This window comes from Wolbachia endosymbiont of Chironomus riparius (genome assembly GCF_918315375.1).
Genome location: NZ_OU906733.1, coordinates 60,736 through 73,602, shown reverse-complemented (window position 1 = coordinate 73,602; position 12,867 = coordinate 60,736). Strand labels below are relative to the sequence as shown.

13 protein-coding genes, 1 tRNA gene and 1 pseudogene are annotated in these 12,867 nt (G+C 29.4%); 9 read left to right on the top strand and 6 right to left on the bottom strand.

The genetic code is table 11. The features are described 5' to 3' along the window. Nucleotides 1–4: 4 nt before the first annotated feature. On the top strand, nt 5–1,039 hold the full coding sequence (gene plsX, locus NL275_RS00380; RefSeq protein WP_253300037.1) for a phosphate acyltransferase PlsX: 1,035 nt from the start codon (nt 5–7) through the stop codon (nt 1,037–1,039). Further along, nucleotides 1,032–2,018 carry a beta-ketoacyl-ACP synthase III gene (locus tag NL275_RS00375; protein ID WP_253300036.1) on the top strand — a complete coding sequence of 329 codons (987 nt, stop codon included), beginning with the start codon at nt 1,032–1,034 and terminating at the stop codon, nt 2,016–2,018. The genes plsX and NL275_RS00375 overlap by 8 nt, the downstream gene beginning before the upstream one ends. Before the next feature lie 3 nt (nt 2,019–2,021). Here the strand turns inward: NL275_RS00375 and NL275_RS00370 are convergent, their stop codons facing one another. The 6 genes and pseudogenes from NL275_RS00370 to NL275_RS00345 all read right to left on the bottom strand — a co-directional run bounded on the left by NL275_RS00370 (nt 2,022) and on the right by NL275_RS00345 (nt 6,581). Then, complete coding sequence (locus tag NL275_RS00370; RefSeq protein ID WP_253300035.1) at nt 2,022–2,390, bottom strand: hypothetical protein; 369 nt, start codon at nt 2,388–2,390, stop codon at nt 2,022–2,024. A gap of 91 nt (nt 2,391–2,481) precedes the next feature. Further along, nucleotides 2,482–3,189: an SDR family NAD(P)-dependent oxidoreductase gene (locus tag NL275_RS00365; RefSeq protein ID WP_253300034.1), complete on the bottom strand. Its 708-nt coding sequence runs from the start codon at nt 3,187–3,189 to the stop codon at nt 2,482–2,484. Nucleotides 3,190–3,202: 13 nt separating this feature from the next. Further along, nucleotides 3,203–4,030, bottom strand: coding sequence for a YihY/virulence factor BrkB family protein (locus tag NL275_RS00360; RefSeq protein WP_253300033.1), 828 nt, complete (start codon nt 4,028–4,030; stop codon nt 3,203–3,205). 141 nt (nt 4,031–4,171) lie between these two features. After that, nucleotides 4,172–4,930 carry a phosphate ABC transporter ATP-binding protein PstB gene (gene pstB / locus NL275_RS00355; protein WP_253300032.1) on the bottom strand — a complete coding sequence of 253 codons (759 nt, stop codon included), beginning with the start codon at nt 4,928–4,930 and terminating at the stop codon, nt 4,172–4,174. Continuing rightward, nucleotides 4,927–5,712 (bottom strand): 4-hydroxy-tetrahydrodipicolinate reductase, encoded by a 786-nt coding sequence (gene dapB, locus NL275_RS00350; RefSeq protein ID WP_253300031.1) that lies wholly within the window; start codon nt 5,710–5,712, stop codon nt 4,927–4,929. The genes pstB and dapB overlap by 4 nt, the downstream gene beginning before the upstream one ends. A 90-nt stretch (nt 5,713–5,802) precedes the next feature. Continuing rightward, a pseudogene (locus NL275_RS00345) lies at nt 5,803–6,581 on the bottom strand (ABC transporter ATP-binding protein). 191 nt (nt 6,582–6,772) lie between these two features. On the opposite strand from NL275_RS00345, the gene NL275_RS00340 reads away from it, so the two are divergent. From NL275_RS00340 to rplT, 7 genes are all read left to right on the top strand, one after another. Next, a tRNA-Arg gene (locus NL275_RS00340) sits at nt 6,773–6,849 on the top strand. A 340-nt stretch (nt 6,850–7,189) separates the two neighbouring features. After that, nucleotides 7,190–8,197, top strand: a complete 1,008-nt coding sequence (locus NL275_RS00335) for a hypothetical protein (RefSeq protein WP_253300029.1) — start codon at nt 7,190–7,192, stop codon at nt 8,195–8,197. 372 nt (nt 8,198–8,569) lie between these two features. Beyond that, nucleotides 8,570–10,000: an ankyrin repeat domain-containing protein gene (locus NL275_RS00330; protein ID WP_253300028.1), complete on the top strand. Its 1,431-nt coding sequence runs from the start codon at nt 8,570–8,572 to the stop codon at nt 9,998–10,000. Continuing rightward, nucleotides 10,000–11,484, top strand: a complete 1,485-nt coding sequence (locus NL275_RS00325; RefSeq protein WP_253300027.1) for an ankyrin repeat domain-containing protein — start codon at nt 10,000–10,002, stop codon at nt 11,482–11,484. The genes NL275_RS00330 and NL275_RS00325 overlap by 1 nt, the downstream gene beginning before the upstream one ends. A 442-nt stretch (nt 11,485–11,926) precedes the next feature. Then, on the top strand, nt 11,927–12,373 hold the full coding sequence (locus NL275_RS00320) for a PAS domain-containing protein (RefSeq protein WP_253300026.1): 447 nt from the start codon (nt 11,927–11,929) through the stop codon (nt 12,371–12,373). A gap of 76 nt (nt 12,374–12,449) precedes the next feature. After that, nucleotides 12,450–12,656, top strand: coding sequence for a 50S ribosomal protein L35 (gene rpmI / locus NL275_RS00315; RefSeq protein WP_253300025.1), 207 nt, complete (start codon nt 12,450–12,452; stop codon nt 12,654–12,656). Between the two features lie 18 nt (nt 12,657–12,674). After that, nucleotides 12,675–12,867 (top strand): 50S ribosomal protein L20 (rplT, locus tag NL275_RS00310; RefSeq protein ID WP_253300024.1); only part of this gene is annotated, 193 nt, incomplete at its 3' end.

The window sequence follows — 12,867 nt, the reverse complement described above, 5'->3', positions numbered from 1 at the left end:
TGCTATGCTACCTACTTTTAATAGTAACATAGTTATTGCACTTGATGCTATGGGAGGTGATTTCGCACCTCTTTCAGTAATAAAAGGTGTCGACTTTTTCTTAAGTAATATTCTTGATCAGAATAAGAAAATTTTCTTCCGTATTTATGGAGATAAGCAAGAGGTTCTACCTTTACTCTCAAAATATAAAAAAGTAAATGATAGTTCTGAATTTATTCATTGTTCTGACAATGTTCTAGCAAGTGACAAACCATCTTTTGCACTAAGGCGCCGCAGGGACTCAAGTATGACAGCAGCTATTGAAGCAGTCAAGCAAGGTAAAGCCCTTGGAGTAATATCTTCAGGCAATACTGGTGCATTAATGGCAATTTCAAGGTTTGTTTTAGGTACACTACCAAGTATTTATCGTCCTGCTATTGTATCTATATGCCCTACTAAATCAAAAAGCTTTGCATTGCTTGATCTAGGTGCAAATGTTGATTGTAACGCTGATTCATTATTTCAATTTGCATTAATGGGAAGTATATTTGCAAAAGTTGCGTTAAAAATTGATAATCCTGAAGTTGCTTTACTTAACATAGGGGTAGAAGAAATTAAAGGCAATGATTCAGTAAGAGGTGCTTTTGAGTTACTTAAAAATTCTTCGTGTATTAATTTTAAAGGTTATATAGAAGCAAGTGAATTTCTAGAAGGTAATGTAGATGTCATTATTACTGATGGCTTTGTTGGTAATGTAATGTTAAAAACAGCTGAAGCTACTGCAAGTACTTTTGTTAGTCTGATAAAAAAAGAATTGTTTAACTCATTGATAAACAAAATACTTGGTATATTATTAAAACCTCAGCTAAAAAAAATACTAATGCGCTTTGATCCTAAAGTCAGAAGTGGAGCTATGTTTTTAGGTCTTAATGGTATTGTTATCAAAAGTCATGGAAATTCTGATGCTATTTCTCTTGCTCATACTATTAAATTTGCAGTAAATTGTATAAATGAAAATCTCAATCAAAGAATAATTAGTGGAGTAAATAATATTGTATAAAAGTTTTATATTAAGCACAGGCTCTTACTTACCAGAAAAGATACTAAACAATGATGATATTGCATCAAAGGTTGATACAAATGATGAATGGATTAAAAAACGCACAGGAATCTTTCAAAGGCATATAGCAGATAAAAAAGAATTAACATCAGATTTAGCCGTAAAAGCTTCAGAAAATGCCATAAAAAATGCTAAAATCACAGTAAATGATATTGATTTAATTATAGTAGCAACTACAACACCTGATAAAACCTTTCCTAGTTGTGCAACAATTGTACAAAATAAGCTAAAATGCAAAAACGCATTTGCTTTTGATATTCAAGCAGCATGTTCTGGTTTCATATATGCAGTTACAGTTGCTGATTCATTGATTAAGTCTAATGATAAAATAAAACATGCATTAGTTATCGGTGCTGAAACAATGTCCAGAATTATTAACTGGGAAGATCGATCAACTTGTATACTATTTGGTGATGGTGCTGGTGCAGTGATAATGAAATCTATAGCATACTGTGAAACTAACTCTTTAACACAAAAAAGTCTAAAAGGTATAATATCAACAAGTCTATATTCTGATGGCAATATAGATATTTTACAGACGAATGGTGGTGTATCATCTACTGGTAGCTCGGGAATAATATGTATGAATGGTAGAGAAGTATTTAAACATGCAGTAGATAAATTAGTGTTTTCAGTACAAGAAATATTAAATTGTAATGACTTAAAAATTAGTGATGTAGACTGGCTAATTCCTCATCAGGCAAACACCCGTATTATTGAATTAGTAACAGAAAAGTTAAATTTTCCAACTGAAAAGGTTATCAATACCGTTGATAAACACGCAAATACCTCATCTGCTTCAATTCCATTGGCCTTTAACCTAGGAATTCAAGAGTCAAAAATAAAACAAGGTGACATATTAATGTTAGCAGCTATAGGTGCAGGACTTACGTGGGGTTCTGTTTTGCTACGTTACTAAATGTTACTTATTATCAATCTCTTCCATTAATTTTTTTACCAAAATTCTAAGTCTCTTGCTCAATTTATCAAGGTTTTTAATAACGTCATCTTGTGTATTGTGAGCTTTAATTAACTCTTTGTAATTTTCTTTGATATTATTATTAATGTTTTCAATTTGTTTATTAATTTTATCAACATTACCCAAGTCCGGTATCATAAGATTAGGCTCATTCTCACCCAACAGACCACTATTAGCCATAAATTGCTGAGACATTTGCATAAACGGCTTTAAAGTTTGATTAAGTAACTCAGGATCTTTAGCCAGTTTTTCTATTTGTTCCTTACAAGTTTTCATATATTGGTTCATAAAATCATTCTCTTCGTCTACCATATTTGCCTGCCTATAAAAATTAACTAATTATATAATACACTATTCTGCTATTAAAAACAATAAAAAAACATGCCTAACCCAACAAAATACTTTACTTAATGGAAAAAATTTCTCCTGATATTTTACAATCATCAGAAACTAATTTCATAAATTTATCGGTTGATAGCTCTAATTCTGGAGCATCTTTATTGTTAATGAAGTTTTGCAAATATACAGCATTTACACGTAATTCTGTATCCCCTTTTATTTCAGATGCGTATACTTTTACCATTGTTTCCAAAGCAGCCTTACTTGCAGCATATGCTCCCCAATATGGGTAAGATCCCGGAGATAATGTTACTTCAGAAGTAAGAAAAACTATTCTTCCAGCATTAGATTTTTTTAATATAGGATCTAAATTTTTTAATAAATACCAATGAGAAATAAAATTTGTATCCATTATAGTCTTAAATGTTTCAAGTTCATAGTTTTGAATAGAAGTTAATTCTCCTAAAATTTCGGTACAAGAAACTAATATATCAAGCCCTCCAGGTTCTGATGATTTTAGATCAGTTATTTTATTAGCCAGTAACTTTACATTTGTAAAGTCTAAAAGGTCAAGCTGTATTAGCGTGACTGATTCATCTTTGAATTCTTCAAATTCTTTAATTTCATTATATAATGCGTTAAGAGTTTCAATAAATCTTGAAACTAAGATTACTCTTGAACCTTCTCGTATGAATCTTTTTGCTACAGTAGAACCTATTTTTCCAGAAGCTCCAGTTATAAGAGCTATTTTACCTTCTAGAAGCTTACCCATAATATGCCCTCCTTTATTTAACAAAATTCTTAGAGTATTTTAAATGAAAATTGAATTTTGCTCCATATATAAAAATTAGACTGACCATATAAAAAAATAATAATGATACTATCATACCACCCAAACTTCCATATATAAGATTTAATTGATAAAAAGATATTTTCAAGTACTGCTTAAAAGTTGAAGCAGAAATTGTCAATAGAAAAACAGAAATTAATGATCCTGGAAAGACATCAACTAAATTTTGTTTTATATTTGGTAACATAAAATAAAGCCAAGAAATTACTGTAAAAAGTACAAACTCAACAAAAAAATATTTAGCATAAGTAAAACTATAGTAAGAAAAATTTATAAGCATTGGTATTAATGTAGAACATACTATTGTTAATGTTATAAGGAACGTAATAACTAAAAATTGTAATATACTTAATATTCTTCCCATTATATAAGGTGGCGAAACTGATACCCTGTAAGCTTTATTTAATATACTTCTTAATCCTTCAATCGTAGATGAAGCAGTCCAAACTGCACCCAAGATTGCTAGAGTCAACATATTTTGTGGTGGACCTGAAATTATTTCCTTAATACGTGGCATTAAAGATGCTAAAATATCCTGAGGTATATTATCAATTATAAATAACCACCCTATATTATATTGATCCAGTAAATTTGCAAACATTGATGCTAAAGCCATTAAAACAATAAGAAAAGGAAATATTGATAATAATATTAAGAATGATAAATATCCTGCGTGCTCTAATCCACCATCGTAAATAGTATCAACTAAAGCTTTATACAGACAATAAATAATATTATAAAATTTTTGCAATAATTTGTTCATTGTAGTATATTCACACCCAAGACTATTCTAGTAAAATAAATTATACTTTTAAGTAAAATTTTTCTAAATTTACTCTTTTTAAATTTTTTATACACAATTTAAAACTTAAAAGAAAAATTAATTTCAAGTTGAACAAAGAACTTAATGATCCGTTATATATTCTTTGGTCAAGAAGGATTGAGCATTTTCAAAAATTTCCTGAGTAGTTCCAGATTCAATAATTTTGCCATTATGAAAAAAAACTACATTGTCAGATAACTTTTTTGCTTGTTTCATCGAATGAGTTACCATAATTATAGTAAATTTCAATTTTAACTCTTGTATAAGATTTTCAATAGCGTTAGTGGCTATTGGATCAAGAGCTGAGCATGGTTCATCCATTAGTAACATAGATGGTTTTATTGCAATCGCACGAGCAATACATAACCTCTGTTGCTGACCACCGGATAAATCTAAAGCACTTTCCTGTAATCTATCTTTTAATTCTTCCCATAGACTAACCTTAACTAAGCTATCCTCTACTATTTCCGTTAATTTTTGTTTATTTTTTATTATACCGTGTATTCTAGGACCATAAGCAACATTATCATATATTGATTTTGGAAAAGGATTTGGCTTTTGAAATACCATGCCAACTTTTGCTCTAAGCAGAACAACATCCATATCTCGTGAATATATATTACCTAAATTATCGATATTTGATTTGCCAGTAATTCTGCATCCATCAACATAATCATTCATACGATTAAAACAACGCAAAAATGTTGATTTACCACAACCAGATGGTCCAATCAAGGTAGTGATTTTTCTTTTATGAATTTCTAAATTCACATCAAATAAAATCTGTTTAGTATGGTACCAAAGATTTAGTTCATTAACTGAAGCATATACTGTATTCATATTACCTCTTGCATCGAATAAAGTCCATTAACTCTTCTTTTATTATCATATAACCACATTGCTGCTTGTACAGCACCATTGGCAAATATCTTACGACTAATTGCCTTATGACTTAGCTCTATTCGTTCACCGTAATTAACAAACATCACCTTATGATCTCCTATCACACCACCTGCTCGTGATACTGCAAAACCTATGCTGTCCTTTTGTCTTTCTGTTTTATTGTTGTATAAATATTGATTAATGTGAAAATCAATTTTTAAAGTCTCTGCAATTGTTTTACCAAGCTCTACAGCCGTGCCAGATGGTGAGTCCTTTTTTAAATTATGGTGCATTTCTAGAATTTCTACATCATATTTATCCCCTAATAATTTAGTAGCACTTTTTACCAACTTCAATAGTACATTCACACCTATACTCATATTTGCTGACCATAATATTGGAACTCTATCAGCATAATCTTGTAAATTAATACTGTCTATTCCAGTAGTACCACTAACAAATGGTTTGTTAAATTTCACAGCTGCTTTTAAGCACTCTAACATACATTCTTGAGCCGTAAAATCTATTACGACATCAGACAATTGAAATACATTATTAATAGAATTTGTAATTTTTAGTCCTATACTATAGCCATGACCTATAATTAACCCAACATCTTTACCTACACTTGAGCGTGCAAAAGCACCTGCTATTTTTACTCTTTCATTAGTAATTAATTCATTGATTACTGCTTTTCCCATTCTGCCCAAGCAACCTATTACTCCAATTTTTATTTTCATAAAATCCTCTGTATTTTTAAAGATAGACACAATACCTATTATTTAGGTTTTGAATTATATAATCTCTAAAATAAAGATTTATAAGTTAATTTATTTTCTTGTAGCAACTATTTTGTTAAACATAAATTTTATAGAGTCTTTTTCAACTTTAGAAGACAATTCAGTAAAAAATCTCTCCAATACATCATCATTAGTCATATGATATATATCACCAGGAGTTCCTGATTGAACTATACCTCCATTTTTCATTACGTAAATAAAATCTGCAACTTCTAATGCCTCTTGTGGATCATGAGTTACCATTAAGACGGGAATTTTTTTATGTCTAAATATTGATAATATATTATCTCTTATTTGATACTTTAACAGTACGTCTAAGTGAGAAAATGGCTCATCAAGTAACACAGCATCAGGATTCTGTGCTATTACTCTTGCTATTGCAACTAATTGTTGTTGTCCTCCTGATAAAGTATTAGGGTAGAAATTTTCATATTTTTTTATATTCAATAAATTCAGAATTTCTATAGCATTATTATATTTTTCTCTCTTGGAAGAATTTTTAATAGCAAAAGTTACATTCTCTACTACTGTTTTATGAGGAAATAATGCAGAATGTTGAAAAACTAATCCGATATTTCTCTCTTCTATTGCAACAGATATTTTATTATTTGCAACTAATTGGTTATTAATTACGATAGATCCGGATTTTGGATTTTCTATTCCAACAATTAATTTTAATAGTGTTGATTTACCACACCCAGAATGTCCAAGCAAACAAACAACATTGCCTTTCTTTACTTCAACACTTACTTTACTCAGATAAAATGATCATCGTTATCATAAAAGTAACAAACATTATTAATCAACATTCAGTTTTATTTTCACTATAAAATATAATACCACTATGTCCACAAAATATAGAAGCATTTTTATTTTGCTTATTTGATATTGATTGAAAAGATAAAAATCTACTATATATTTGTTATTTTAATAAACAACCGTCTACATAACTACTTTATAGCTTTTGAAAAATAACTAGACTATTAAATGAGCAAATAAAGGGACTATAGCTCAGTAGGATAGAGCGTTGGATTCCTAATCCGAAGGCCGTGCGTTCGAATCGCACTAGTCCCACCATTCTAGTTATTTTATGAACCTGTTTGTATTAAATTGATATAGATAGAACACTCTTTCCATTTATTTGTTTTTTCAATTATATTTTTGCAGCACTTAGCAAACTGTATTTTCATAATGTCATTATTTATGGCCAACTATCTCAGCAAAGTGCAGTTTTTTACTTATGTTAAGAAAATCACATAAGTAAATTACTTCTCAAGTTAAGAAAGCATCTCTATCTTAAAAAAACACTCGATATATAAAAATATTACTTTATAGATAAATTTATTCACATTAAATATTAATTTCTTTACTTTATCTATCAAATAAAATATAATTTATATTAAGTAATATCAAAAATATGAAAACAGAAAAATTGTCCAATACCGCCCCTTTGCTTTTTTTATGGATACCGAGAGAGCGTGGATTTACATTACCCGAACAATATAAAGAGAACATGCTAAAATGGGGAAATAATGAACCTCAACGAGATATTTATTTAATCGTAAATGGAAATGGCTTTACCAGAGAGCAATTTAAAAATCTAACCAAAACATTAAAACAAAATAAAATTTTCGTTCAAGATTTCAATAAATTAAATCTCGAGGGAGAAGATTTTTCTTTTCCGATAAATGAGCAAAACATTAAAATTTCTGATTATTATAGGGATATGTATAGCTCTAATTTTAAAAGGATGAGAGAAAAAACACCTAATGAGATAGGTAGGATACGATTTGATATAGAGATAGATTTAATGAAGCGCCTAATGCTAACTCAAATTAAAGAAATTACCGGAAGAAATGATGCTATTTATTTAGATATGGATATATTACCAGTAGAAAATGGCAAGCAAATTGGTGAAATTGATATGCAACATAATATTTCTTTTGGTAGTACATTTTGTTCTATAATTGCTTTAAATGATCCAAAAAATAGATTATTAACAGACACTATTAATAATATGAAAGATATGTTGTTATTTAAAAAAATATATGAAAGACCGCGTTTTTCTGAGGGGTGCATTTCATGTAAGGCTACATCCTATGCACATTTGAAAAATGATATAGGTATTTTTGATACCAAGCTAGCAGAAAGTGGTGCACAAATAGATGAAGATTCTGTGCCAATTGATAGCAGTTGGTGTGAAGATAACATAAGCAGTTTATATACAAAAGAAGAGCAAGCTCAGATAGAGCTATCTATTAGAAAAGATATAATTTATTTGCACCCAAAAAATACAAATGATGATCTCAAAGAAAAAAAAGAAAACAAAACTTCTGTAATGAAAATGAATCACCTCATGGCACCAACAATAGAAGAATTAAAAGGAATAAATTTCAGTATGAATATGAAAGTAGCATTGAATTAGTAGCTCTTATATTTATAGTTCGCTCAAAAGTAGAAAGTATTGAGCGTATATAGTGTATAGATATTGTTTCAACTGTAAAAACATTACAGATCTACTTATTGATGGATGGCTTGTGTTTGTTAAATTGCTCAAAAAATAAATTACACCCTATGTACACTCAAAGTACATACAATCCCAAGAGCATAAACTTTTCTAATTAATATATAATTATGAATCTTGAATTGGGTCTGTGATTTTTCTGTAAAAATTACAGTATTACTTCTAACATTCTATCTATCCGAAAATTTTATTTTATTACGAAAATAAAATACTTGACTAACAAACAAAACTTACCATTATGTTTAAATTAGTATTTTATATTAAGAATAGTATATGAATATAAAAGGAACAGCTGGGGGTATTGGTTCAGTTATGAGGAGTCGATCTCGAATGGAAATTAATCGCAGCAACACGAGATTAAATACTGATAAGAATATTGAGGATGGTGATTCATATGTGGATCTTTTACATATGGCTGTTTATTCCGGTGAGAGTCATTTTGTTAAAAATATTATTGAGAAAAAAAATGTTAATCCTAATTCACAGGACAAAGAAGGTAATACTCCATTACATAAAGCTATTCTATTTGGTTACAAAGATATAGCTTCCTTGCTTATCAATGAAATAAAAGTTAATATTAATATCAAGAATAAGAATGGCTTAACTCCTTTACATTACGCCGTTCTGAAAAAAAAACTTGACATAATTCGAATCCTTGTTGATAACGCAAGTATTGACGCTAATACTAGAGATAAGGAAGGTAATACTCCTTTACATCAATCAATTATACTTGGTTATAAAGATATAGCTTCTTTTCTCATTGATACGGAAAAAGTTAACCTTAACATTAGCAATAATTATTGGTTAACTCCTTTACATTACACCGTTCTGAATAATGATATTGATACGCTCAGGCTCCTTGTTTATAATCCAAGAATTAACACTAATGTTAAGGATAAAAATGGTAATACCCCTCTACACAATGCTGCTCAAATTAATAATAGTAATATAATATATTTTCTAATTCTGCAGTCAAAAGTTGATCCTAATATAAAAAATACTAATCTCCAAACACCTTTACACATTATTGCTGAAAATTCCTCTCTGGATATATTTCAATTTTGCCTTAAACAGAAAAAAATTGATACTAGCATTCGGGATAACAATGGCAAAACCCCTCTAGATATAATTCCTGAAGATTCAGTGATTAAAGTTGGCCCTTTGATTGATATTATATCAAAAAATGGCAGTATTAGTGAATTTAAAGATTTTAAAGAGAAATATAATATCAATTTAGATGCTAAGAGCAATGTTATCAGGACTGTTGCATTCTATGCTGTTCAAAATAATCGTTTGGAAATAATTGAATATCTGATTAAGGAACTACATTTAGAACCTACCATCAAAGGTTCATTAGGCAATAGCCTTTTACATCAAGCCATCATTTATAACAAAACATATATAGGAAGCAAGCTAATAGAAATTTATAATTTAGATGTCGATTGTAAAAATAATAATGGTAAAACACCTTTGCATTTTGCTTCTGAATATGGCTACTTTGATGCAGTTGTAAACCTTATCTCTGCAGAAGCTGATGTTAACATTCAAGATAACAATGGAGATACCCCTCCCCATTTAGCTGCTAAAAATGGTTTTTTAAATATAGTTAAATTCTTTATTGATCTTGGAAATTTTGAGGTGACTGATAAAATGATGTTGATCCTAACATCAAGAATAACAATCTTGTCACCCTTTTACATTTAGTGGTAGGGCTTAATAACCAAGATACAGTAAAATATCTTGTAGAGAAAAAAGAAGCTAATACTAATGCTCAAGACAATGATAGAAATACTCCTGCACATTATGCTGCTCAGAATCGTAATTTAAAAATGTTAAATTACCTTCAGCAGCATGGATCTAATTTAAATACTAAAAATAATAATGATCAAACACCTATGTGCATTCTTACTAAAGGATGTACGTTTGATTCTCATGAGGTTCTTCCTCATGAAAAATCACAGCGGTTACTTAACATAGATCTAATTAATGCTGCAGGTGAAGGTAATCTAAGTGAAGTTAGGAATCTTATAAAAAAAGGAGCTGATATTAATTATACTAGTGTTTGGAGTGTTTTACATGCAGCTGCTTCCTCAGGTAATCAGCGTTTAGTGGAATATCTTATTGAGGAAAAAAAATTTAATAATATTGATCTGAAGGATAATTTTTATGGCGGCACTCCTTTAAACGTAGCAGCTCGTTACGGTAACCTGAAGATAGTCAAATACTTAATTAGCAAAGGTGCTAATCCTAATATAAAGCAAAATTTTTCTAATCAGAATACTCCTGCTCACGAAGCTGCTACACGTAATGATTTAGTTATGTTAAATTATCTTAAAAATGAAGGAAAAGCTGATTTAAATATTAAAAATCGTAATGGTAGTACACCTGTAGATCTTCTTTCTGAAGAAAATAAAGTAAAGTTTTTAAATCAGGTTAGTCATAATCGTAAACGTCGTGACATAGTAGCAACTACAAATGCTCTACCATCAAATATACAGAACGGTTTTATTAACTTGGTTCAAGATAATTCAACAAATTCTCCAATGCAAATTGGATATCAAGAGCACAATATATTGGTACCAGAAATAAATTCTAATGTAATAAATGGTATAATAATATTAGGTGTTCTAACTGCTGGTTTATTGAATAAAACAAGACATAAGCAACCAGTTCCTGAAGAGCTTTTACCGCCAATTGAACAATCGAGAAAGATAAATAATTTTGATGGAGGTTTGCAAAATCTAAGTGAGGGTATAAGAAAATGTGGAGGAGATAGTCTTAATCGTAAACGTCGTGATATAACAGAAGGTCAATCAGTTTCATGGTTTTCATCGATAAAAGATACCGTTGTGAATCTTGTTGATAGTTTTGTTAACTTATTAGTTGGTGATTCCAAAGATACAATGACTTTCCAAGAAAATAGTAGTACAAGCAATAAGTTATCATTAAGTACTCTTTCTACTAAGCTAACAAATGAAACACAGAGCAAGCAACTAAAAATAGATAAGGATCTTTTACAACTAGTTGATAAATCTATTCAAAAAAATAATGCTAGTGATATTCAACATAATCTTATAGGAAGAATTAAAAACATGAATAAAAAAAATAACCCTAGAACTAATTTTGATGATGTATCAGTACATGGTAACATAACAGAATTACAAAAGAATTATGTAGCTTTAACATGAGGGATTTATTAATTAACCAAAGAGAGGAATAAATTTATTATGTTCATTTATGTATCATTAGCTGTAATCATCTTTATTATTTGTGATAATTTGCTGGATTCTTGACAATTACTAAAAGAAAGTAAAAATGCTAAAGAAAATTTCTCTTATCGCTTTAGCATTTTTCAAAAAAGTATAATTAATGCTCAGTTAAAACTTCAAAATTGTATTTTTCTTTTTCAAGATAATGGTTTTATAAAATCTTTTGCATAGTTTGTGGAGACTTATTCCCGTTCTAGAATGATGAATAATGTTACTATTTTAGTATATTATTAATATTTAATAATTATCTTAACCTAATCTAAGACAATATATTCAAGACAGCGGTATACATCACATAGTAAGAAAAAATCAATATATTTAGCGTAAAATTACCTTATATCTATCATATGTAAAAATTAAAATGGGATTGTATATAGGTAAAGAAAGAAGAATAGTAAATGTAGTTACTCAACATTGGACTAATATAAAAGGTGTAGGTAGGGATTTTCCAGAGAGAAGCGAGATAGATACTTCAGAGATAATGGAATCATGGCAGCATTGTTTTATAATAGAAGTAAAGAATTCAGGTTATATATGTGAAGACGCGGGAGAAAAAGCTACAGAATTTTATGGTTTTCAGAAAAATATGTGTATTGATAATCGTTATTCAACTGATGCACCGTTTTTACGACTATATACAATAGATGCAGTACTTGAAAAATTTGACACTTTAGTAGAAGATTGTTACCCAATCACTGAACAAGAAGAAAGTGAAAGTATTAAAATCAGGCAAGTATTGTTACCATTAGGTGATCAAAACAACAACATTAGCCATATATTAGGTGTAATCACATTCAAATTTCTATAAAGAATACAATTTCATTTGATTCTTTCATAAAATTATCTATAATAAATATATTAAATGATAAAGAGTTTGTTGCAGTATGAAGAAAATAAAATTGAAAACTAAATCTTCCGTTAAAAAACGTTTTCGTCTTACAGCTACCGGCAAAGTTATTGCTACTCAATCTGGAAAAAGGCATGGTATGATAAAAAGAAGTAAATCCAATATTCGTAACCAGCGCGGTACAACAATTCTTGGTAAGTCTGATTCACGTATAGTGAAGCTTTATATACCTTATGGTCTTTAAATGTGGAGGTAAAATAGAATGGCTAGAGTAAAACGTGGAGTAACTACACATGCTCGTCATAAAAAAATATTGAAATTAGCAAAAGGCTATAGAGGCCGTGCAAAAAATTGTTATAGAGTCGCATTGCAAAGAGTTGAAAAGGCACTTCAATACGCTTATAGAGATAGAAGAAATCGTAAACGTGATTTTCGTAGCTTGTGGATAATACGTA